The 22,656-nt window shown below is 67.4% G+C and carries 16 protein-coding genes; 4 read left to right on the plus strand and 12 right to left on the minus strand.

Features of this window, described 5'->3' with window-relative positions:
- Positions 1-259: 259 nt before the first annotated feature.
- The 5 genes from NLX83_RS39950 to NLX83_RS39970 all read right to left on the minus strand — a co-directional run bounded on the left by NLX83_RS39950 (position 260) and on the right by NLX83_RS39970 (position 5,743).
- The gene (locus NLX83_RS39950) at positions 260-1,255 is read right to left on the minus strand and encodes a helix-turn-helix transcriptional regulator (RefSeq protein ID WP_254240510.1); all 996 of its coding nucleotides are present in this window, start codon (positions 1,253-1,255) and stop codon (positions 260-262) included.
- Between the two features lie 16 nt (positions 1,256-1,271).
- Positions 1,272-2,786 carry a GGDEF domain-containing protein gene (locus NLX83_RS39955; protein ID WP_254240511.1) on the minus strand — a complete coding sequence of 505 codons (1,515 nt, stop codon included), beginning with the start codon at positions 2,784-2,786 and terminating at the stop codon, positions 1,272-1,274.
- Between the two features lie 266 nt (positions 2,787-3,052).
- Positions 3,053-3,376 carry a DMT family transporter gene (locus NLX83_RS39960; RefSeq protein ID WP_254240512.1) on the minus strand — a complete coding sequence of 108 codons (324 nt, stop codon included), beginning with the start codon at positions 3,374-3,376 and terminating at the stop codon, positions 3,053-3,055.
- A complete protein-coding gene (locus NLX83_RS39965) occupies positions 3,376-5,229 on the minus strand; it encodes a glycoside hydrolase family 2 protein (RefSeq protein ID WP_254240513.1) in 1,854 nt (617 codons plus the stop codon). Before NLX83_RS39965 ends, NLX83_RS39960 begins: the two co-directional genes overlap by 1 nt.
- A 61-nt stretch (positions 5,230-5,290) precedes the next feature.
- Positions 5,291-5,743, minus strand: coding sequence for a nucleoside deaminase (locus NLX83_RS39970; protein ID WP_254240514.1), 453 nt, complete (start codon positions 5,741-5,743; stop codon positions 5,291-5,293).
- A 68-nt stretch (positions 5,744-5,811) separates the two neighbouring features.
- Between NLX83_RS39970 and NLX83_RS39975 the strand changes: the two genes are divergently transcribed.
- Entirely contained in the window at positions 5,812-6,372 is a 561-nt protein-coding gene (locus NLX83_RS39975; RefSeq protein WP_254240515.1) for a GNAT family N-acetyltransferase, read from the plus strand.
- Positions 6,369-7,322 carry an LLM class F420-dependent oxidoreductase gene (locus NLX83_RS39980; RefSeq protein WP_254240516.1) on the plus strand — a complete coding sequence of 318 codons (954 nt, stop codon included), beginning with the start codon at positions 6,369-6,371 and terminating at the stop codon, positions 7,320-7,322. The genes NLX83_RS39975 and NLX83_RS39980 overlap by 4 nt, the downstream gene beginning before the upstream one ends.
- 66 nt (positions 7,323-7,388) lie before the next feature.
- Here the strand turns inward: NLX83_RS39980 and NLX83_RS39985 are convergent, their stop codons facing one another.
- On the minus strand, positions 7,389-7,823 hold the full coding sequence (locus NLX83_RS39985) for an uL11 family ribosomal protein (protein WP_254240517.1): 435 nt from the start codon (positions 7,821-7,823) through the stop codon (positions 7,389-7,391).
- A gap of 159 nt (positions 7,824-7,982) precedes the next feature.
- Positions 7,983-9,632 carry a chitinase gene (locus NLX83_RS39990; protein ID WP_254240518.1) on the minus strand — a complete coding sequence of 550 codons (1,650 nt, stop codon included), beginning with the start codon at positions 9,630-9,632 and terminating at the stop codon, positions 7,983-7,985.
- A gap of 166 nt (positions 9,633-9,798) precedes the next feature.
- On the opposite strand from NLX83_RS39990, the gene NLX83_RS39995 reads away from it, so the two are divergent.
- Positions 9,799-10,758, plus strand: a complete 960-nt coding sequence (locus NLX83_RS39995) for a hypothetical protein (protein WP_254240519.1) — start codon at positions 9,799-9,801, stop codon at positions 10,756-10,758.
- Between the two features lie 128 nt (positions 10,759-10,886).
- Entirely contained in the window at positions 10,887-12,689 is a 1,803-nt protein-coding gene (locus NLX83_RS40000; RefSeq protein WP_374118870.1) for a family 20 glycosylhydrolase, read from the plus strand.
- A 64-nt stretch (positions 12,690-12,753) separates the two neighbouring features.
- Here NLX83_RS40000 and NLX83_RS40005 read toward each other — a convergent pair whose 3' ends face one another.
- From NLX83_RS40005 to NLX83_RS42185, 5 genes are all read right to left on the minus strand, one after another.
- Positions 12,754-13,830: a right-handed parallel beta-helix repeat-containing protein gene (locus NLX83_RS40005; protein WP_254240521.1), complete on the minus strand. Its 1,077-nt coding sequence runs from the start codon at positions 13,828-13,830 to the stop codon at positions 12,754-12,756.
- 19 nt (positions 13,831-13,849) lie between these two features.
- Complete coding sequence (locus tag NLX83_RS40010; protein ID WP_254240522.1) at positions 13,850-14,281, minus strand: hypothetical protein; 432 nt, start codon at positions 14,279-14,281, stop codon at positions 13,850-13,852.
- A gap of 847 nt (positions 14,282-15,128) precedes the next feature.
- Entirely contained in the window at positions 15,129-15,416 is a 288-nt protein-coding gene (locus tag NLX83_RS42395) for a contact-dependent growth inhibition system immunity protein (protein WP_374118871.1), read from the minus strand.
- A gap of 98 nt (positions 15,417-15,514) precedes the next feature.
- Positions 15,515-15,964 carry a DUF4265 domain-containing protein gene (locus NLX83_RS40015; protein ID WP_254240523.1) on the minus strand — a complete coding sequence of 150 codons (450 nt, stop codon included), beginning with the start codon at positions 15,962-15,964 and terminating at the stop codon, positions 15,515-15,517.
- A gap of 58 nt (positions 15,965-16,022) precedes the next feature.
- Positions 16,023-22,634: an RHS repeat-associated core domain-containing protein gene (locus NLX83_RS42185; RefSeq protein WP_254240524.1), complete on the minus strand. Its 6,612-nt coding sequence runs from the start codon at positions 22,632-22,634 to the stop codon at positions 16,023-16,025.
- Between the last annotated feature and the right edge of the window lie 22 nt (positions 22,635-22,656).

Raw genomic sequence — 22,656 nt, forward strand, 5'->3', positions numbered from 1 at the left:
CGGGATACCGGCGTTCATCCCGCCGAAATGGATCGATCCTGATCAAGTGCCGTTGCGGAACATCAGGGTGGACTGCCCATTGGTGCTATAACGCCGGGACGGCCATAGTGGACGGACGTCCCGGTATGGGCTGGAAGGTAAGGGGCGCAACGGATCGGAGGCTTTACCTGGGGTGCGCGTGCCATACGCTCGCGCGCGGGGGCCGGGTTCCCTCCCGTGCCCGCCCGGCAGGCCCTCGGCACGCGCGAGGGGCCCCAGGTCAAGCCGACCCCGCACCGGAACCCACCGCATAAGCGGCCGCCATGGCGCGCGCGGTGGCGGCCAGGCGATCCCGCAACTCAAGGGGCGCAAGGACTTCAGCGTCAGCGCCGAACTTCAAAACCTCAGTGTGGCCGATCTCAACGGACTCGAACGGCAGATCGGCGATCACCCAACCGTCGGCATCGGGCTCACCAGCGGTCGCACGCACCACCCGCTTCTCGTGGAAGCCCAGGACGTACGGCACCTTCGCCATGCCCGCGGGCGAGAAGCGGACGCGGGCGGTGAAGCGGAACTGCTCAGCCTCGAAGCGCTCGGCCCAGGCGCGCCAGAACTCGGCGAGGTCGAAATCCTTGGGGCGCTCGAACGAGGAGCCGGTATCGGTCACCTCCAGGACACGGGAGACGCGATAGGTCAGATCACGGGAACCGGAGCGGGCGACCAGGTACCAGACGCCGCCCTTCAACACCACGCCGAGCGGCCACAGGGTGCGCTCAACCTCGGGCGGATCGCCCCAACGGCGGTAGCGGATGCGGACCGCGCGGCTGTCCCACACGGCATTGGCCAGCTCGGACAGACAGGGCACGCCCTCGGACTCGCGGAACCACACCGTGGCGTCGAGGTGGAAGCACTCGCGGATGCGACCGGCGCGGGACGCCAACTCCGGAGGCAGTGCAGCCATCAGCTTCAGCTGGGCGGCGGTCAGCTCAGCGCTGAGGCCCAGATCCGTTGCGGGACCGGGCATTCCGGTGAACGCGAGGGCCTCCGCCTCGGCACCGGTCAGGCCGGTGAGCCGGGTGCGGTAGCCGTCGAGGAGCTGGTAGCCACCGGCCCTGCCCTGGTCGGCGTAGACGGGGACGCCCGCGGCGGACAACGACTCGATGTCGCGGTAGACGGTGCGCGGGGACACCTCCAGGGCCCGCGCGAGTTCGGTCGCGGACATCCGCCCACGGGTCTGCAACAGCATCAACAACGACAGCAGTCGACCGGCACGCACGGGAGGAGTCTCGCACTCAGGCGGACGCGGTGCCGTGCACCACGAGGGTGCCCTTGCCCTGGCGCTTGGCCGCGTACATCGCCGCGTCGGCCCGGCTGAGCAGGTCATCGGGCGACAGGTCGGGGTCCATCGCGCCGAAGCAGACCAGGCCGATGCTGGCGCGCACCATGCGGTTCTCGCCCCGGATGCCGTAGGGCGCCTCCAGCACGGTGAGCACCCGCGCGCCCACCTGCTCGGGGTCGCCGTCGCCGGTGGTGATCAGCACGGCGAACTCGTCACCGCCGAGCCGGGCGACCACGTCCTCGGCCCGCACGGCGGCGCGCAGCCTGCCCGCGACGGCGCACAGGACCTCGTCGCCCACGGCGTGGCCGTAGCGGTCGTTGACGGTCTTGAAGTCGTCGACGTCGACGAACAACAGGATCAGCTGCTGCGAGGAGCGCAGCGCGGTGCCGAGGCACTCCTGGAACAGCGCGCGGTTGGCCAGGCCGGTCAGCGGATCGTGGTAGGCCTGGTACTGCAACTGCTTCTGGCTCTGCCGGATCTCCTCCAGTAAAGCCACGTTGTCCGTCATCGTGATCAGCTGCCGGACGATCACCAGCGCCACCACGGCGAGCCCGAAGTAGACCTCGGTCGGGCCCAGCGTGATGCCGGTCGCGGTGCCGACGCCGACGAACATCCCGGTGATCAGCAGCGGCAGGTACGGCACGGCCAGGTGCAGGTAGTCGCCGGTGCGCAGCGGGTCGGGGCCCGGCTCGCGCAGCGGCTGGGTCGGGGCCCACGGGGCCAGCGCGTAGAACACCGGGCACGCCATGAACCCGATGTCGGCCCAGGGCGGGATGCTGGCGGCCCCGTTGGCCACGAGGTAGGTGAAGATCCAGCCGGAGGTGCTCTGCGCGACGAAGGCCAGGCCGAGGAACAGTAACGGCAGCTGCCAGGCCACCCGGTGCCGCCGCGCGACCAGCAGCACCAGCACGATCACCACCAGGTACAGCGTCGGGTGCAGCACGGTGGTGAGCAGCCCGGCCAGGTCGGAGGTCCAGATCCGCACCACCGACTCGCCCGCGGTCACCAGGGTCAGCACCAGGATCGCGCCGAGGATGATCAGCCCGTCCAGCACCCGCAGCCACGGGCCGCGCGGCCGCGGCGTCGTGGTCGGGCGCTGCCCCCTGGCCAGGGTGAGCACGGCGAAGAGCGCGAACACCGGGGTCATCATGAACCCGATCGGCGCCAGGGTGGACGCGGGCAGCCCGATCCCCATGAACACCAGGCCCCAGGTCCAGGTCACCAGCCCGATGGTCAGGCTGGCCATCGCCGCGGCCATCCACAACCGCCACCTGCGGTCGCTGCCCTCGGTGCGGCGCGCGGTCACCAGGAACCCGGCCAGGCCCGCCGCCGAGGCGAGCACCTGGCCGAACTTGTCCACCGCCTGGGTGGCCTCCGGACCGAACCAGCCGAGGACGACCACGAGCACCATGAGGGTCAGCGCCGCCATCGCGGTCGCTGCCAGCAGGGTGAACTTCTTCGGCGACATTATTTCGTGACCATTCAGCGAGAATTCAGGCAGCCGACAATTACCCACTGTAGTAATCCGGAAAAACAGTGTCGACCACCTCCACACGGTTTCGCCGCATTATCCCGATCACGTCAGCTGATCGGTCTAGTGCCCGCCGTGACCTGCATGTTGCACACGCAACGAGGTGACGGGGAAAAGGATTGGATCGCGCGCCCGTCCGCCCGGCGCAAATCCGTCCGAGTGGCGCTTGCACGAACGGAGCACACCGCTAAACACGCGCAGTATCAAGTGCGCGCCCCGCCCAGTTGCAGCGCGGTCACGCCGAGCACGACGAGCGCGAACCCGGCCAGCTGCAACCAGGTCAGCGTCTCCCGGAAGAACAGGTACCCGGCGACCGCGACCAGGCCGACACCTACCCCGGACCAGATCGCGTACGCCGTGCCCACGGCCATGCCCTGGTTCAGCGACAGCGAGAACAGGAAGAACGCCACGCCGTAGCAGACCAGCACGACCACCGTGGGGACGAGCCTGCTCATGCCCTCGGAGAGCTTGAGGGCGACGGTGCCGGTCACCTCGAACAGGATCGCCGCCCCCAGCAGCAGGTACATCACCCCGAGTCACCCCGGGCGGCGCGCTCGGCCTCGGCGCGGTGCGCGGAGACCTCCTCGGTCGGGATCGCCCGCGCCGGCCGGTTCAGCAGCGCCCTGATCAGCGCCGGGTCCACCTTGGGCTCGCGGGCCGCGGTGAGCAGCCCGTTGGTCTCCTGCTCGGTGTCGGTGAGCTGGGTGTAGCAGAACCCGGCCAGCCGGTCGCTGGCCAGCAGCGCGCCGACCAGGTCCTCCAGCCGCTCGAGCAGAGCCTCTGGAGAGTCCACAGTGGAGTATCCGAACCAGTTGTCTCCCTTGGCCGGGACGTAGCTGAGCCCGCCGAACTCGGTCAGCATCACCGGCTGGCCCTCGTTGAGCCGGTCGTCGAGCAGCACCCGCAGCCCACCGGGCCTGCCCTCGCCGAGCGCCCGCTTGATCGCCTCCGGGTCGGAGTAGCGCTCCCGCAGCGACGCCCCGCTGGGCGCGTAGTCGTGCACGCCCCAGATATCGCTGACGGTGTGCTCCCAGCCGTCGTTGGCGATCACCGGCCGGGTCGGGTCGATGGACTTGGTCAGGTGGTAGAGCGCGGTGGCGAAGTGCCGCTGGTCCTCGCGCTCGGCGATCTGCGGCACCCCCCAGCTCTCGTTCAGCGGCACCCAGGCGACCACGCACGGGTGGCTGCGGTCGCGGCGCAGCACCTCGATCCACTCGCGGGTCATCCGCTCCACCGTGGCGGTGGAGAACTGGTAGGCATCCGCCATCTCGCCCCACACCAGCAGCCCGAGCCGGTCGCACCAGTACAGGAAGCGCGGGTCCTCGACCTTCTGGTGGATGCGCGCCCCGTTGAAGCCCAGCTCCTTGATCAGCTCCACCTCGTGGCGCAGCGCGTCGCCGTCCGGGGCGGCCAGGTGCGACTGCGGCCAGTAGCCCTGCTCCAGCACCATCCGCAGGAAGTACGGGCGCCCGTTGAGCAGGAACCGCCCGTCCGCGGTGTCCACCGAGCGGTAGCCGAAGTAGCTGTGCACCTCGTCGACCACCGCGCCCTCGGCGTCGAGCAGGGTCAGCTCGGCGTCGATCAGGTTCGGCGACTCCGGCGACCACATCAGCGCGTGCAGGTGCTGGCCGTGCCGCGCGGCCGGGATCGCGATGTCCCGCACGCTGACCTGGTCGAGCACCCGGTGCGACTCCTCGGCCAGCAGCTGCGCGCCGGACCACAGCCGCACCCGCAGGTGCAGCGGCGTCGCGGGCGAACCGGCCACCCGCGCCTCCAGCCGGACCCGCGCCTGGGTCAGGTCCGGGGTCCACTGGATCTCCGAGAGGTGGTTGGCCGGGACCGGCTCCAGCCACACCGGCTGCCAGATCCCGGTGGTGCGGTGGTACCAGATCGCGTGCGGCTCGGGCAGCCAGTCCTGCTTGCCGCGGGTCTGCGTGGGGTCCTCGGCCTCGTCCTGCGCCCGGACCACGACCACCTGCTCGTCGGCGTCGGGGTCCAGCGCGTCGGTGATGTCCGCGGTGATCGGCGTGTGCCCGCCGACGTGCTCGGCGACCAGCGCGCCGTTCACCCACACCCGCGCGTGGTAGTCCACCGCGCCGAAGTGCAGCAGCAGGCGCCGCCCGGTGAAGTCCTCGCCCAGCTCGCTGAGCGTGAATGTCCTGCGGTACCACACGATCGTGTGCGGCGACGGGTCGTGCACACCCGAGCGCTCGGACTCCGGCGGGTACGGCACCAGGATGTCCCGGTCGAAGCCGCTCTCACCGTCCTGCCAGCGCTCCGCGAGGCCCTGATCGGCGTCGTCGTATCCGAACCGCCACGGGCCACAGAGGTCGATCCAGTGCTCTCGGACCATCCTCGGGCGGGGGTGGAGCTCGTCCACGGGCACAGCCTCCTCGATCTCGGGAGGCCCACTGTATTCAGTCGACGATTCAGACTGCGGTTCAGTCCAGGCCGATGTCCTCGTTCCACAGTCGCGGGTTCGCCGCGATGAACTCCTTCATCAGCTCGTAGCAGCGCGCGTCGTCAAGCAGGACGACCTCGACACCGGCGGAGGCCAGCCACTCGTGCTGCCCGGTGAACGTCCGCGACTCGCCGACGACGAGCCTGGTGATCCCGAACTGCCGGACCAGCCCGCTGCAGTACCAGCAGGGCGACAGCGTGGTCACCATCGTGGTGCCGCCGTAGGTGCGCTGGCGGCCCGCCGCCCGGAACGCGCAGGTCTCCGCGTGCATCGACGCGTCGTCGTCCTGGACCCGCCGGTTCCTCCCCCGCCCGAGCAGCTCCCCGTCGGCGCCGAACAACGCCGCCCCGATCGGGATACCGCCCTCCGCGCGCCCCGCCTCGGCCTCGGCCAGGGCCACGCCGAGCATGCGCACCGCATCGCTGTGTTCCATAACGCCATGATGCTCCGCCGCGGGCAATCCGGATGAACCATTCCGGCTCCGCCACTAGCGTCGCCGGCATGCGCCCATCCCTGCCGATCGAGACCGATCGCCTGCTGCTCCGCGCCTACCGGCTCGACGACTTCGACGTCTTCCACGACATCCGGTCCCGCCCCGACGTGGTCCGCTACCTCTACTTCGACGTGCAGTCGCCGGAGGAGTCGCGGGAGTCGCTGGCCAAGCGGGTGGACCAGTGGTACGTGGAGAAGGAGGGTGAGGCGCTGATCCTGGCGGTGGAGCGCAAGGACACCGGCGAGCTGATCGGCGACGTGGTGCTGTTCTGGCACAGCGAGGTGCACAGGCGCGGTGAGCTGGGCTTCATCCTCCACCCCGACCACCACGGGCACGGCTTCGGCGCGGAGGCCGCGCGCGAGGTGCTGCGGCTGGGCTTCGAGGAGCTGGGCCTGCACCGCGTCGAGGGCCGTTGCGACGCCCGCAACACCGCGTCCGCGCGGCTGCTGGAGCGGCTCGGCATGCGCCGGGAGGGGCTGTTCCTGGAGAACGAGTTCGTCAAGGGTGAGTGGTGCGACGAGCTGGTCCTCGCCATGCTCGACCGGGAGTGGAAGGGAACACAGGCATGACGTTGGGCATCACCGTCCCTTTGGGACAGTCACTGCACGAGCACGCCGACCTGCTGCGCGCGTTGTACGACGGCGGTTACACCGACTTCTGGAGCAGCGAGACGGCGGAGCTGGACGCGTTCACGCCGCTGGCCTACGCGGCGGCAGTGCTGCCGGATGCGCGGTTCGGCACGGCCATCGCCTCGGTGTTCACCAGGGGCCCGGCGTTGCTGGCGATGAGCGCGGCCGCGATGGCGGAGGCGGCTCCCGGCCGGTTCACCCTGGGCATCGGCGCCTCCTCCCCCGCCATCGCGCAGCGGTGGAACGCCGTGCCCTTCGAGAAGCCGTTCAGCCGCGTGCGGGACACGCTGCGCTTCCTCCGCCCCGCGCTCGCCGGTGAACGGGTCGACCAGTCCTACGACACGTTCCAGGTCAAGGGTTTCCGCTTGGAACGCCCGGTGTCCTCGGACCTGCCGATCGTGGTCGGAGCGCTGCGGGAGCGCATGCTCGGCCTGGCCGGTGCGGAGGGCGACGGCGCGGTGCTGAACTGGCTGTCCGCGTCGGACGTCGCCAAGGCGGCCCCGATCGTCGGCGCGGGCAAGCAGCTCGTCGCGCGGATCTTCGTGTGCGTCTCGGAGAACGCGGACCTGGTGCGCTCGGTGGCGAAGCGGTTGATCACCGGCTACCTGACCGTGCCCGCCTACGCGGAGTTCCAGCGGTGGCTTGGCCGCGACGAGGCGTTGGGTCCGATGTGGACGGCCTGGGCGGCGGGCGACCGGAAGGCGGCGGTCGCGGCGGTGCCGGACTCCGTGATCGACGAGCTCGTGGTGCACGGCAGCCCGGAGGAGTGCGCGGCGCACGTCCGGCGCTACGCCGATGCCGGGATCACCACGCCGGTGACCATGTTCCTGCCGCTGGACCCGTCCCGGGACCTCGCCAAGGACGTGCTGGCGCTCGCGGCGGCCTACTGAGCTACTGGCCACTGATGCGAGAAGGGCCCCGGCCGGAGCCGGGGCCCTTCTCGTTCAGCCTGGTGTTCAGCCCGCGACGGAGACGCCCATGGAGCGGGCGCAGCCGGCGACGATCTTCTCGGCGGCGTCGACGCTGGTGGCGTTGAGGTCCGGCATCTTGCGCTCGGCGATCGCGCGCACCTGCTCGGCGGTCAGGGTGCCACCGGACGTGTGGCCGGGCTGCTCGGAGCCCTTCTGCGCGCCCATCGCCTGACGGATCAGGAAGCTGGTCGGCGGCGTCTTGTACCGCAGCGAGTGGGTGCGGTCCTCGTAGACCGTGACCACGACGGGGAGGATCTCGCCGCGGTGCGCGGCGGTGGCCTCGTCGTACTCAAGCTTGACGCCACGGGTGTTCACACCGGTCGGACCCAGCATCTTGCCGAGGTCGACCATAGCGGCGTTGCCGGCCTCCAGTTCGAGCGTCGCCTCGAACGTCACGCGCAACTTCTTCTTGGGCGGCATTCCGCGAACCCCTTGTCCTATTACTACTGGTGTCAACGTCAGTGGGGGAGCCTAGTCCAGCCAGCGTTAGCGGCGGTGAGCGCCCCAAGGGCTGCCGGGCAAGCCAGCAGCTCAGAGCAGTCTAACACCGCTGAGAGGCACCCCCGAACCACCCCGCGCTCACCCCAGCGAGGCCAGGTGCGGGCGCACCGTGTTGGAGAACCGGTCGCCGCTGGACTTGTCCCAGTTGATCGACCAGGTCATGGCCCCGCGCAGGTCCGGGTAGGTCTTCGACGGCTTGAAGCTGCCGCAGCCGGTGCCCTTCGCCAGGCAGCTCAGCGCGTTGTTGACCACACCCGGGTCGACGTAGCCGCTGCCCGCCCCGGAGGGCGAGGCTGGCACGCCGAGCGCGACCTGGTCGGCCCGCAGCGTCTCCAGCAGGATGCACGCCTGCGCGGTGATGAAGTCGACCCCGCCCTGCGAGTAGACCTTGCCGTCGCAGCCGTTCATCGAGCCGGAGTTGTAGTACTGCGTGTGCACGACCGTGGTGATGTCCTTGATCTTCGCCAGCAGCTGGAGGTACCGGCCGCCCGGCTGCGTGTCGATGGTCTGCGGCGCCATGGTCAGCACGAACCCGGAGCCGATCCGCTGCTGGAGCTGGCGCGAGGCCGCGGCGACGTTGTCGACGTGCATGCCGTGTTCGAGGTCGATGTCCAGGCCGTCCACGCCGAACCTGCGGATCAGCGCCTCCATGGAGGACACGAAGTTGGCCACGTTCGCCGAGCTGCTGAGGTCGACGTTGCCCTTCTCGCCGCCGATGGAGAACACGAACTTCTTGCCCTGGGCCCGCTTCGCGGCGATGTCGGCGATCATGTCCGCGTCGGAGTAGCCGCCGAGCGCCGACGACAACCCGGAGTCCACCTTGAACGTGACCCCGCCCGGCTTCGTCGTGTCGGCGTCGGCGAAGGCGATCGCGATGATGTCGTAGTGGTTGTTGACGTCGCGGATGCGCAGCGGCGCCGCGCCGTTGACGAAGTTCTGCCAGTAGCCGGTCAGCAAGTGCTTGGGCAGCGCGGGATTCGGCTCTCCCTCACGCCCGGTCGTCGCGCTGATCGTCGCCGAACGCGCGGACTCCCCCGCTCCGTTGTAGGCCGCCACGGCGTAGGTGTGCGTTGTGGAGGGCTTGAGCCCGGTGTCGGTGTAGCCGGTGCTCGTGGAGTCGCCGACCTTCGCGCCGTCGCGGTAGACGCTGTAGCCGTCCGCGCCTGTGACCGCGCTCCACGCAAGGGAAATCGTGTTGGACGAGGAGCCCGTCGAGGACAGTCCACTGGGGATGGTGGGCAGTTCGGGCTGGCCTCCGGAGGCGCCGTCGAGGACGACGTCGTCGACCTGGTAGGCGGGCTGGCCGTACCAGCCGTGGGTGAACACGCCGACGCTCGTGGTGGTGGCGCCGGTGGTGAAGCTGAGCGAGAGCTGCGTCCAGTCCGCGCCGCCCGGAGTCCAGGTGCTCGTCCCGGTCATCCCGGCGCCGCCCGCGCCGAGGTAGACGAGGCCGCCCTTGACCCACGCGGAGAGCTTGTACGTGGAGTTCGGCTGGACCCGAACCGTCTGCGTGCAGCGCGCCTGGTCCTGCCCGGCCGGGGTCGCGGAGAGCGCGTGGTTCCCGCTGCGGGCCGTGGCGGTCACCTCACCTCCGGCGCACGACCAGCCCGCGAGGTTCCCGGTCTCGAAACCGGGATTGGACAACAGGTTCGCCGCGGCTGACGCGGCTGACGCGGGTGTCGCGAGGGCCGCGACGGTGAGTGCGGAAACGGCCAATGCGCGGAACATGCCCCACCTCCAGATCGTGCTGGATGATGGCGGCGTGTCCCGAAAATGGACTAGACCACTCGCGCTGTCAAGGATGTGAACCCGGTTGGTCCATTCGAGAGATATATGTTGGTAGACCAATTATCATTCGCCGCGCCGAGCAGGCCGACGAACGGGGGACACCGAGATGGCCATGACCTGGCAGCGGCCCGGGCCGTATCAGCCGCCGTGGACCGGGCCGCCGCCGCAACGGGTCAGCCCCGGGGTGCTCGCGGGGGTCAGCGCGTGGCGGCTGCTCATCGTCGTCTTCGCCCTCTACGGGTTCAGCGACGCGACCGGCTGGACCAAGAACTGGGCCGGGCTCAGCCAGCAGGCCAGCCTGGCCACCGGGATCATCTACACCTTCCTGCTGCTCTACCCGCTGTTCACCGGCGGGCGCAGGCACGAGCCCGAATCGCCCTGGCTGCGCGGCGCGACCACGGTGCTCCTGCTGCTGGTCATGGGCACCTTCTTCGGGGTCATGGGTGGCGATTTCGACGAGCAGCCGTTCGAGCACGTGTGGACGCCGCTGGTGGTGCTCATCGACTGGATCTTCGTCGGCCGCAACCAGGCGCGGACCAAGTGGTGGTACCCGCTGACCTGGATCGCCTTTCCGCTCGCCTACCTCGTCTACTTCCTCTCGGCCGAGGTCTACCGCAAGCTCTACAAGTTCCTGAACCCGACGAAGAGCGGCTTCGCCGGGACGATCATCGGCTTCCTGCTCGCGGTGATCGCCGTCGGCTTCCTGCTCTACGGCCTCGCCAAGCTCCGCGAGATGTTCGCCGGGCGCAGCCTCGCCACGCAGCCGCAAGGACCCAGCCCGATCTCGGCGCCCTTCCCCGCGCAGGGTCCCGGTTTCGGCCCGCAGCCCGGTCCCGGGCAGGCGGGCTACGGTCCGCAGCCCGGGTACGGGCCGCCCCCCACCGGCCCGCAACCGGCGTACGGGCCCCCGCTGTCCGGCCCGCAACCGGCGTACGGGCCCCCGCTGTCCGGCCCGCAGCCGGGTTATGGACCGCCGCCCACCGGTCCGCAGGCCGTTCCCGGTCCGCCTCCTGGTCAGGGCCCGCCGCCCGGCTACGGGCCGCCGCCGGGACCGCCCCGGCAGTGACCTCACCCCCGGTGGTCTAGACCTTGACACCGGACATACCGCCGGATATCCATGGTTCGGACCGACCCCGGAAGCCCAGGGCGGTCCCTGCTCGGGCGCCGCCGCCGCGTATGTCCGCCGCCTGGTGCATGTGCACGACTCCACCGGGAAGGATCACCGTGAGATCACCACGCATCGGCGCGCGGCTGGGCAGCGGCCTGGCCGCCGCGCTGCTCGTCGCCACCGGGCTCGCCGCGAGCGCGCCCGCGGCGCTGGCCCAGGCTCCCGAATCGGCCTACGCCGACGTCGTCCCCGCACCCGTGAAACTCACCCCGAACGCCGCGGTGAAGTTCACGATCTCCGCGACCACCAAGATCTTCGTCCAGCCCGGCCCGGAGGCCGCGGGGGTCGGCGCGTACCTGGGCGAGCTGCTGCGCCGCCCCACCGGCTTCCCGCTGCCCGTGGTGCCCTCGGCCGCGGCGCACGCCAACAGCATCTCCCTGCTGCTGACCGGCGCGGACCCGGCCGTCGGCGACCAGGGCTACCAGCTCGACACGACCGCCGACCGCGTGGTCGTCCGCGCCACCAAGGCGGCGGGCCTGTTCGCCGGGGTGCAGACGCTGCGCCAGCTGCTGCCCGCGGCGGTGGAGAGCGGCAGCGTCAAGCCCGGCCCGTGGACGGTGCCCGGCGGTTCGGTGCTCGACCACCCGCGCTTCGGCTACCGCGGCGCGCACCTCGACGTGGCCCGGCACTTCTTCCCCGTCGCGACCGTCAAGCGCTACATCGACGAGATCGCCGCCTACAAGATCAACACCCTGCACCTGCACCTGACCGACGACCAGGGCTGGCGCATCGAGATCAAGAGCTGGCCGAAGCTGGCCACCTACGGCGGCAGCACCCAGGTGGGCGGCGGCCCCGGCGGCTACTACACCCAGGAGCAGTACAAGGAGATCATCGCGCACGCCGCGTCCCGGCAGATGACCGTGATCCCCGAGTTCGACATGCCCGGCCACACCAACTCGGCGCTGGCCTCCTACGCGGAGCTGAACTGCAACGGGGTCGCCCCGCCGCTGCGCACGGACATCGAGGTCGGCTACAGCTCCTTGTGCATCAACAAGGACATCACCTACAAGTTCGTCGACGACGTCGTCCGGGAGATCGCCGCGCTGACGCCGGGCAGGTACTTCCACCTCGGTGGCGACGAGGCGCACGCGACGTCGGAGGCCGACTACAACACCTTCATGGCCAAGGTCATGCCGATCGTGGCCAAGCACGGCAAGACCGCGATGGGCTGGCACGAGGTCGCCAAGGCCAAGCCGGACGTGCCGACCTCCACCGTGATCCAGTTCTGGGACACCAAGGCCAACAACCCCGCCGTGGCCGCTGCCGCCGCGCGCGGCAACAAGGTGCTCATGTCGCCTGCCAACAAGGCGTACCTGGACATGAAGTACAACGCGAACACCCCGCTCGGCCTGAACTGGGCGGGCTACATCGAGGTGCAGGACGCGTACAACTGGAATCCCGCCACCTACGCGCAGGGCGTCGGCGAGTCCTCGGTGTTCGGAGTGGAAGCTCCACTGTGGTCGGAGACGCTGAAGACGTTGTCCGACATCGAGTTCATGGCCTTCCCGCGCCTGCCCGCGGTCGCCGAGCTCGGCTGGTCCCCCGCGTCCTCGCACAACTGGGACGCGTTCAAGCAGCGCCTCGGTGCCCAGGCCCCGCGCTGGGCCGCCGCGGGCATCAACTACTACAAGTCCCCTCAGGTCCCGTGGCGCACTCCGGTCACCGGCACCTGTGACAACCCGGCCTGGGCGCCCGCGTCGGTCTACACCGGCGGAACCCTTGTCTCCCACGGCAACCACGAGTGGCGCGCCAAGTGGTGGACCCGCGGCGACGAACCCGGCACCACCGGCCGCTGGGGCGTCTGGGAAGACCTCGGCACCTGCGCCTAGCCAGTTCGGCGGTCTTCAAGTACCCCCAACCCCCGCCCTGAGCATCTCAAACAGCTACTAACCCTCAGCACCGCTGTGGTGGTCTCCGGAACGCGACGTCGCCGACGTAGTCGAACGAGCACGGCGTCACCGTGTTGCCGGAGACCATCACATCGCTGATCGGCTGCACCGCCCTGATCCCCACGCCGGGCCGGGTCCTAGTGCCCGAGACCGTGTTGCCGGTGATCTCGAAGGTCTTGTTGGCGTCGGCGGACTTCACGTAGATCCCGCCTTCGCAGTTCTCCACCCTGTTGCCGAGAATCCGCACGTTCTGCCAGTTGTACGCACCGATGCCGTCCCACCGCGCGTTCCGCACCACGTTGTTCTCGACCAGTACGTCGCTGTGCGTCACCCCGGGATGCGTCGTGTGCGACCCGGTGAACTGCCCGAACCCCAGCTGCGATCCCGACTTGTCGCAGGTGTTGCCCCGCATCACGATGCTCCGGCACGGCGTCCCGTCCGCCTTGCCCGCCCACGTGTTCGCGCCCGTCGGCAGGTCCAACTGGAGTGCTTCCCCGTGCCACAGCCCCTGTTTCGGGTCCGCGATCCACCCCAGCAGCGCGCAGTTGCGCACTGTCGCGTCGCGGATCGCGTTCAGCTCGATCGCGTGCCAGTGCTTGGTGTTGTAGATCGTGATGCCGTCCAGCACCACGTTCTTGGTGTGGATCAACGTGATCACGTTCATCGGCGGCGCTTTGTCCCCCACACCGCGCTGGAAGAAGTCCCACGTCGGGTCCCACGATCCGCCCGTGATCGCGATGTTCCCCGGCGCGTCATACCCTCCCGTGCTCGCCGCGACCGCGTTCAGCACCATCGTCTTCTTCACGCCCGTCGCCGGAAACCGCGCCACAATCCGGATTCCAGTGACGTCGAGGTGCGTGTCGCCATGGATGATCAGCGGCTCCGTGAGGAGGTAGGTCCCCTTGCCCGGCTTCGCGATGAACCGCCCCGCCGCGTCCTTCGGCCCCTTGCCATCGCGCGCTTTGTCCAGCGCTTCCTGGATCACCTTGCCGCTGATGTAGTTCGGCAGCGCTTCCGCCCGCGACGCCCCGAGCGCCACCGCCCCGACCGCCCCCAGAAACGCCCGTCGCGTGTGTCCCATGCGGTCGGACGCTACTCGGTCAATCTGTACTGGTCGCTCCCCCGACAAAGGCCCTGATGTCGTCGAGCGCGTCTTCCGCAGTACCACCCAGTTCCGGATCGTCGAGAAACTCTTCAAGTCGCCTTATCGCATCAGAACTTACGGCGCGATGAATTCGCCCGACATGCCCGAGGCAGGTTACAGCCAATGCCTTGACCTGGTGGTCGACTTCAGAAGACAGGAATCCGAGCAAGAGAGCCTCAATCCGGCTGCGGTCCGGATCATCATATGTCACCGCCAGCAGCGCCCCCGTGATCAGACTAGTGTCCGAACTCGCAAGATCGCGACTCATGGCCGCCCGCCAGCCTTCCAGATCCCGCTCTTGACGATCTGTCATGGAGTCCAAACCTGCCCCGCCTTGATAGCCTTTCGCAGCGCACTCTGCGCTTTTGCCATACCAGGGTCCGATCAAGGATAACAGTATCACCATTAGAGGGGCCAATTCCAACCCGACGCGACGAAGCAGACTTGATCTGCACCGAGTTGTCCGGCGCACCTTGTCCATTCTGGGGTTCAGCACTGTTCTCACCACGAAGACTTCCTCGCGCCTGTGATCCATGCTTTCCGCCTGGCTCGTATCTGTTCACCAGAGTTATGAACAAGAGCCGAAGTGACACCTGCCAGCACATAGTACGCGTCGAACCCCACAAGAAGGGTTGCTCCCGGATCGACGATCAGCCGTGCGCAGATGACTGTTCGAGCCAATATAGAGCCGCGTCGCGAGCGCTCACGAAAACGTCCTGCCTCGCAAAATACCGCAGAGCGCGCGAAACTCTGTCACGATCGAGATCTACTTCCCAAAGCAGATCCAAAGCACTGGACCGAACATGATCCGATGCCCGAAGGAGCAACGAGTAGTAGACCCAAGTGCCTTCTTCGATCGCCCGCTTGCACGCTTCCCCGATATTCTCTCCATCTTCACAAGCGGACGTCGACCTAACATTCCCCGAGTTCAGCTGTATAAGAAGCTCCAGCAAGCGATGTGACACCCAGTCCGAAAACTCTCCGGCAAGTGCAGCGATCACGACAGGAATCAAGGGCAGAGACGACTCATACACTTCGGCCTGCACTACAACGGAGTTGTCAAGCTCCCAGTACGCGGAATCTGCTTGATCGTCGTTCTCAGACGAGAGCAGTCGGCGGACCGCGCTCGGAACGTGCTCCGCAGTACCTCCACTGCAGCGCAACTCACTCCAGTTCACGCACGCCAACTGCTGCTCGACAAGAAAATTCTTCATCACGAGCCCATGCTCCCCGTCTCAGAGCAGAGCTCTTTCAACCATACGAAACCAGTCGCAGATCTCAATTCCATCGTCTCGCGGGTCGTAGGACGCCTGAGCTCGCTCCAGCCAGACAGCGATCAACTCATCATGCGACTTCGCTTCGATCAGAACTCTCCGCACTGCCACCCGAAGTGAATCCACCACTGCTACGGGTTCGGACCGCCGAAACTCCGCTACGACCTGAATCGGCGTTTCGGCCTCCAGGTCATAGTCCTGATGAAAGTACCCTTGCGCCAAGTAGGCTATTGGGTCCCCCTGTATCACTGCCCCAAACAAGAAGTAAGAGCTAGTTACTCATCCGACATGGATGTGCACAAGGTCGATCAATCTTCGACTTGCCTCGACCGCGCTCACAGCCAAACTTAGTCACCGCCCATGCGATGAGATGCAGAAACGGCTCCTTCTTCGAGATCAATCTTTCCGTTCTCTTTCAGGTCAACGAGCGCCGACCGCAGCCCCCTGTAGTCAACCGAAGGAGGAACGTCGACTGCCCACAGAATTCCACTCGAGTCGATCTCCCAGGAGCAGCCAGATGCAGTCAACGTAGATTCAACGACTTCCGCCGCATCGCCACTCATGATAATTATCCGCACCGTCGAATGCCCAGACTCCGAGACAAGGCTCTCGAATACCAGCTCTCTGCGATCGTGATCGGCAACCACCCGAACCCGGTCACTCAAGGAGATCGCCTTGACATAAAATGGCACGTTGCAGATCTCCACCTCCATCGTCACCGCAGTCTTTCGAGCCCACAGACGCTCAGTCGGCGCAGGAGCCCAAGCGGCCGTGTCCGCAGGCAGGTCAAAGGCCACCTTGTACAACTTCTCAGCCTCACCCTCTCGCCTTTCTCGTGAAGGCAACTCCGGCCCGCTATGCGGCGAGGAAATCTCTGAGTTCATCATCCCACTCTTCCAGCGTCTTGTTAGACTTGCTTCTGTTGCAGTTGCGACAGGCTACCGCCCCATTATGATCCCCGCCGTGCCCCCCACGCGACTTGGGCTCGATGTGATCAATCTGAGCGTCGTCCGGACGCCCGGGAACACCAGGGGTCGAAGGCCGTCGAACAACTTCTCGGCCACAGTATTCACATTTAAGCACACCACCATTCTTTGCCCTGTTGGCTTCGTAAACCTTCTCCCTGCCCGCATCCGTGAAGTCCATGCCGGGACGTTCGCAATTATGGTTCAGTAGCGGCATTTCACCCGTAAAGACGTAGTAGGTGTGCATGCCTTCGACGGTCAGGTTGAAGACTTGGCGGTACTCCGACGCCGAGCGGACCGCAGTGACTGGCACGAATTCCTTCGAGGGCGTCAACAGTGCATCCCCGGGAACGAGCTGCCCAGCGTCCTCCCACTGGGAGGTCTTGGCGTTCCAGAACGGGTGTCCGGCGGTCGCGGTGACGGTCGATATGGCAGGCCCAGAACCCACGGTCAGCTCGACGAGCTGCTTCGTCCCCGAACCGATGATCGTCGCGACCACAGCACGTGCGCCGGTCTCCCCGGTCACAGGATCGGTCGACAGGACTTGATCGCCGAGCTTCACCTCCTCGATGGGTTTCCGCGAGCCGTTGGCCATCAGCACCAACGTCCCGGGCACGAAGCTGTTGCACGGTGGCTCGTTGCGCCGAGCGTTCTCGACGATGGAGTCGAGGCGGCGCAAGGTGGCACGTGCCGCGGCGACCTCGTCGATCCAGCGGTTGGCGGCACTGATCGCGGCGGCGATGCGCCCGGCACTGCCGATGACCTTGAACAGACGACCCCACGGGATCAGGCCGAAGCACGCGAACAGGTCGCCGCCGGTGAAACAAGACTTGACGTCGTTGATGCCGATGAGATCACCGACGATGTCGCCCGCGTGGTCCAGGACGACATCCCACCAACCCTTCTTCGAAGCGGCCAGGGCACGGGCGCGCTCGTACTCCGCGCGGCTGGCACCCTCCCGAGCGAGAGCGGCGGCGACGTGGTCGCTGATGTCGCGTGTCGGACCGGAGATGCGTTCGGAGCGGCCGTTCTTCTTGTGGTGGTAACGACTTCCGTCGGGCATGCGCTCGATGTGGCCGCCGCCAGGTGTCGGGATGACGACGTGCTCGCAGCGGTCGTCGATGCACATCTGCATCGGCTGCAACCCGTCGGGGTCGCTCATGGTGATCGGCGAGTTGTTGGCGTAGGAGTAACCGTTGGTCTGCTGCGGATCGGCGAGGTCCATCACCGGGTCGACGGACAGGAACCGTCCGGTACCAGGGTCGTACTCGCGTGCGCCGAGATGGGTCAGGCCAGTGGAATCCTGTGTGCCACCAACGAATCCCTTGTCGTCGGGCCACGTCCCGGTGCCGCCGCGGAGGTTGCCGAAGGGGTCGTGGTAGCGCTGGGTCACGGGTTGGCTGTTCTTGGCGAACGCCTCCTTCCCGGTGCCCTGGTGGTCATCGGTCAACAGCGTCAGGCCGCCCCACGACGTCCGCATGGCGACGGTGTCCGAACCGTGGTTGTAGTAGCGCTTGCCTCGGACGACGTCGAGGTCCTTCTCCAGGACGAGTTCGGTTCCGCCGAGGTAGAGCACGGTGGACTTCGGTTCGCGCTTGAGCAGCCTGGAGCCGTCCGCGCCGTAGACGTACTCGGAGGTCTGCCCGTTGGCGTGGGTCACCTTCGCCAGGCGGCCCTCGGAGTTCCAGTCGAGCTTCTGCGCGTCACCGGCGATCTTGCGGGTGGTCGTCTCGCCGTTGGCGTTGTAGCCGAACTCGTCGCGCGACTCGCCGGTCGGGCCCTTCTGGGTCACCGCGCGCAGCGTGTGCGGTTGCGGCTCACCGACCTTCGGGTACTCATAGGTCCGGGTCGTGTCGCCCTGCGCGGTGTGCTTGGTCTCCGTCTTGCGGTTGCCGAGCTTGTCGTAGCTGAAGTCCACCCAGTACGGCGCGGGACCGCCCAATGTGGACACTGCCGGGTCAGGAGCACAGTCGCTTGTGGACGGTGTGAACGCCTTGGTAAGTCGGCGCAGGTGGTCGTAGCGGAAGCACTGCGTGTCGGTGGCGCGCTTCTCCCCCTTGTCCGTGAGCTTGGTGATGTTGCCCGCGGGGTCGTAGGAGTACGTGCGCTCGTAGATCCGCCACATGTCGCCGGACAGGCGGTTGCCCATCTCGGTCTCCAGGCGGCGGGTGCCCTCCTCGTAGAAGTTGATCCGTTCGATGAGCTGATCACCTTCGCCGAGAAACACTTTCAGCGTCTCGCCGTACTTGGTGTACATGTGCTCTTGCCCGTAGACCGACAGGCCGTGGGTCTTGGTGAGCTGCCCCAGCTCGTTGTGCTCGTACTTCACTTCCTCTGCGGCGAGCCCACCCGCGGCGGGCAGGTCGTTCGATCGCACGAGCCCCGTGTTGGGCGTGTACTTCGTGCCGAACACATAGGTTCCCGCGAGCTTCCCCTCCGCCGGGGGAATGACGACCTGCCGCGCTTCAGGACGGTTCTGGGCGTCATAGGCCGTGACGCTCTCCGTGTACGCGTGACCGTTGACGAACCGCGTGGAACTGGTCGGCAAGCCCTTCTTTAGCGTGTCGAAGGTCCATTCGGCGAGCTTGGTCGACCCTTCGTACATCGCCGTCTTACGGCGCAGATCGTCGTACTCGTACGTCAGCGTCTGACTGCGCGCGTCTGTGGTCGTCTTGACCTGGTCGAGCGCGTCGTAGGTGTACGTCGTGGTGCCCTTGTCGCGGTCGATGTCCTTGCGCTTGCGCCCGAGCTCGTCGTACTCGTAGCGCCATTGGCTGCCCGCGGCGTCGGTGATGACTTCAAGCCGACCAAAGCGGTCATAGCCGTACTTGGTCACGTCCGCCGGACCAGTGGTGGTCCTGCCCTGGTACTGGTGCCGCTCCGTCACCTGCCCCTGCGCGTTGGTGACGACGGTCGTCGGGGTGTCTCCCGCAGGCGGGACAAGGTGTGTGCGGTCGCCGCCGTAGACCGTCGACGTGGCCCACTGCTCGACACCGAGCTTGCGATAGACCGCCTTCGTCGCCCTACCCATCTCGTCGTACTCGGTGATGGTCTGGTTCGGCAGGTTGTTGTCGAGCACGCCGAGCAGTTCGGGCTTCGGGTTCTCGTCGTTGTAGTACGCGCCGTTCGCTTTCGCGACCAGACCGCGGTCGTCGTAGATGCTGTCGGTGATCAGGCGTCCGCCCGCGACGGTCGGCGTCTGGTTCTGCCGAAGCCGCATAAGGCCGTCGTAGAGCGCGTATGACGTCGCGTAGGTGTTGTCCTCGCGCAGCACCTTCGTTGCTACGACAACGGGTTTGTCCGGCGCGTAGGTATAGGCGAACTCACGCGACGGAGTCTGCTTCGCCTCCTTCGACCTTCCTGGCCCCCACACACGCGCGGTGCGCCCCAACGGGTCGTAGTCGATGTCAACGCGTTCCTTGTTCGGGCCCACCTCCGTAACCGGCTGAGCCCAAGCGGGCTCAACGGTGTTCACCGAGACATGCCCGCGAGGATTCGTCGTGGTCACAGTTCGCGCGGCGAAGCCGGAAGCAGGCACGAAGGCCGTTGTCACCTTCGCGTTCGCGGCGTCGACCGCTTCAACGGCGCGGCCATAGGCGTCGTACTTGGTTCGCGCGACGTCTTGATAGCCGTCCTTGGTCCAGCGCTGTGCGGTGGTCACCTCACCACGCGTCGGCGGTGTTCCGAACGCCTTGTTGTCGTACAAGGAACGCACGTCGCTGACGATGTCCGCGTTGGTGCCGTCGCCCTTCGCGCACGGAAGCGCGACAGTGCGCACCTGCGACGCGTAATTCAACATCCACGCGCCCTCATTGCGCGCGTACGTGGTGCGCGTGCACTTCTCGTCACCGGCAACATCGATGTCGCCCGCATCGTCGACCTTGGTGGCGATCCCCTGCTCGTTGAACTCCGTGGAGACCTGTGTCCTGCGGAACTTTCCCTTCTCCAGCAAGGTTTTTCCGCGAACGGACTCGGTGTTCAGCAGGAACGCCTGCTTGTCCCCGTTGGTCGCGGTCGGTCCCTGGACCTTGGGCTCGTTGATCGAACCGGAGACGATCTTGCCCTTGTCGTGCTGCACGGTCTCCCGGACGAACCCCTGGAGCCGCTCGTGGTCGCGCAGCTTGCCGCCGTCGGTGTCGGGCACCCAGGCTTCGCGTTTGCCACCACCGGGAAGCGGATCGCCGTCCATACCGCGCATGTAGCGCGTGTCCGTCAGCGTCAACGTCTTTCCGGGCTCACCGGCCCACGTGCGCACCCAGCGGTACCCGCGCCAAGACGAGTAGGTCCGGTGCTTCATCTCGGCGAACTCGTTCTCGTCGAAGTGCCACGCGGCGCCCTCGTGGTACTCGTAGTGCATCTTCTTCAGCGCCGACGCGCCGGTGCGGTCGCCTTCGACGACCACGCGCACGACGTACTTGTGGAACCAGTCGAGGATCGGCTCGGGTGCGTGCTCCGGCGTCCAGAACATCGGGTAGCACCGCATGGTGTTGTGCTCGGCGTTGGGCGGCATCTTGCCGTCGCGCTTGCATTCTGGCTCGGCGTAGCCGATCTCCGTGTAGCCACCGGCCTCGTTGATGATGCGCCGCAGTCGCGGGCGTTCGATGGGGGCCAAGCCCTCGTTCGCGTCGACCCGGTTGGACATGGAGACGCCGTGGAACACCAGCTCCGGCACGGACGCCTCACCGCCCACGTGTCCCGTTCTCGTGATCCCGGCCAGCCACAGTGCGGGATCGAGGCCATCCGTCGTCGCCGGGAAGAACTGGCGCAGGCTCCAGGAATCGACCGCGTGCCACTTCAGCGCGTCGCCGGTGTTGTCCCTGCGGATCTCCGTGACGACCTTCGTCAAGCGCTTGCGGCTGAAGAACGATGGCGCGAGCCGGTTGGTGCACTGCTCCCCCGAAGCACACAGGCGGTCAAATGGCACGTCGGGCCAGGACTTCGCGGTGTCCTTGTTCAGCTGACCGGGCTCGCAACGGAACGTCGGAGTCGGCACGCACCGCTCCGTGTAGTCGAAGCGCACCTGGTTGGGCGCCGCGCCGTACACCGCGTCCGAGCGGAGTCCGTACTCGATCCGGGTGAGGAAACCACCGCGGGTGTAGGCGGTCGCGTCCGCGGGCTTGGCGTTGCGGCCGTAGTGGTTGATCTCCGGCTCGTAGTAGTAGGTCGTGACGTTGCCCTTGGGATCGACGACGTAGTCGAGGTTCCACCGCCACGCCTGGTTGCACCACGAGTCGGCGAACGCCGCCTTGTTGCACGGCTCGTTGCCGTTGTTGCCGTACACGGGAACCGACCACGTGGAGCGGGTTTCCGGCTTTCCCTCCGCCCAGCCGGGAAGCCGGTTCATGCCAAGGAAGTACTGGGTTCCGTCGGTGGTGGTGACCTTCCAGTGCTCACCGTTGTCGTCACCATTGGCGCCGCCGAAGATCTTCTCGACCCGAGAGCCGTCGTCCCGCTTCGGCCGCCACACCGTGTCGGAGACCTTCACCAGCTCCGAGGTGGTTCCACCGAGGCTCAGGGTGGCGTTGTCCGTCGCCCAACACAGGTCACCGGTCTTCGTCTGGCCCTGGTTGCCACCCAGGTCCTGGGCGCATCCCTTGTAGCGCCGCTCGATGGAGCCGCCCGCCGCCAACTCCCAGCCGTCGCCCGCCACCGACGCCTGGTTGTTCGTGGAGCTGGTGCGGCCGTCGATGCTGCCGGAGGAGTACCCGAGCGAGACCGCCGGGCCCTTCGCGCCTGGCGCCGGAGGCAGCCGGAACGGGTAGGAGTAGCTGAAATCACCGGAAGAGCCGCCCGCGGACCAACTTCCCGCCGGTGACAGCGGTGTCGCCTCGTACGTGCCGCCCGAACCGGAACCCGCTGCGGCCGCGGCCAAGACCGCCCCGGACGGCACCTCCGCGGTGAGGGTTCGCTTGGTCGCGTTGTTGTCGGTCCGGACCGGCGTGCTCTTCCGGCACTCGGCCTTCTCCGGTGTGGTCAGCGCGCACTCGGGCAGCAGGTGGAAGCCGAGACGAGAACCGTACGCACCACCCAGCGCGTTCTCAAACGCCTTGTAGTCCAGTCGAACCGAGAGTGGACCGTCCACACCGGACACTCGGAGCAGTGTTCCGGAGACGCCCGCGGCGACGGCCTGCTTCTGGTCGAACGTCTCAACCTGGACCTTGCCCCCGTTCTGCTGACGAGCCCGCGCCGATTCGGGCCTGCCGACGGAGACCGGCGTGCGCCCGGCTTGGCGGAGCTGCGCGCCGGGAGCCTGCGCCCCGAGGTCGACCTCGGCCTTCGCGGCCGCGGGCCAGGCGGGCACCGGGGCCTTCCTGTTGAGGAGTGGCTGGAGTTCGTTGCCGGGCAAGGGTTGCGCAGGAACGGGCGTGCCGGGAACGACGCGTTCCTTCTGCAACTCCACCACACGGTTGGGCGCGCTGAGCGCCTGCGGTGTCAGCGCGACACCGGACACGACGAGCGAGGCCGCGACAGCCGCCGCGAGCACGCGAAGACCACGAATCACGATATTTCCCTTTGTTCACAGG

It is taken from the genome of Allokutzneria sp. A3M-2-11 16, from assembly GCF_024213555.1.
Lineage (GTDB): Bacteria > Actinomycetota > Actinomycetes > Mycobacteriales > Pseudonocardiaceae > Allokutzneria.

Bases quoted from the DNA above. Each gene is read 5' to 3' on its own strand.
- NLX83_RS40000 (WP_374118870.1), top strand. From the start codon at position 10,887: ATGTGCACGACTCCACCGGGAAGGATCACCGTGAGATCACCACGCATC.
- NLX83_RS39980 (WP_254240516.1), top strand. From the start codon at position 6,369: ATGACGTTGGGCATCACCGTCCCTTTGGGACAGTCACTGCACGAGCAC.
- NLX83_RS39995 (WP_254240519.1), top strand. From the start codon at position 9,799: ATGGCCATGACCTGGCAGCGGCCCGGGCCGTATCAGCCGCCGTGGACC.
- NLX83_RS40005 (WP_254240521.1), bottom strand. From the start codon at position 13,830: ATGGGACACACGCGACGGGCGTTTCTGGGGGCGGTCGGGGCGGTGGCG.
- NLX83_RS39990 (WP_254240518.1), bottom strand. From the start codon at position 9,632: ATGTTCCGCGCATTGGCCGTTTCCGCACTCACCGTCGCGGCCCTCGCG.
- NLX83_RS39955 (WP_254240511.1), bottom strand. From the start codon at position 2,786: ATGTCGCCGAAGAAGTTCACCCTGCTGGCAGCGACCGCGATGGCGGCG.
- NLX83_RS39960 (WP_254240512.1), bottom strand. From the start codon at position 3,376: ATGTACCTGCTGCTGGGGGCGGCGATCCTGTTCGAGGTGACCGGCACC.
- NLX83_RS39985 (WP_254240517.1), bottom strand. From the start codon at position 7,823: ATGCCGCCCAAGAAGAAGTTGCGCGTGACGTTCGAGGCGACGCTCGAA.
- NLX83_RS39970 (WP_254240514.1), bottom strand. From the start codon at position 5,743: ATGGAACACAGCGATGCGGTGCGCATGCTCGGCGTGGCCCTGGCCGAG.
- NLX83_RS39975 (WP_254240515.1), top strand. From the start codon at position 5,812: ATGCGCCCATCCCTGCCGATCGAGACCGATCGCCTGCTGCTCCGCGCC.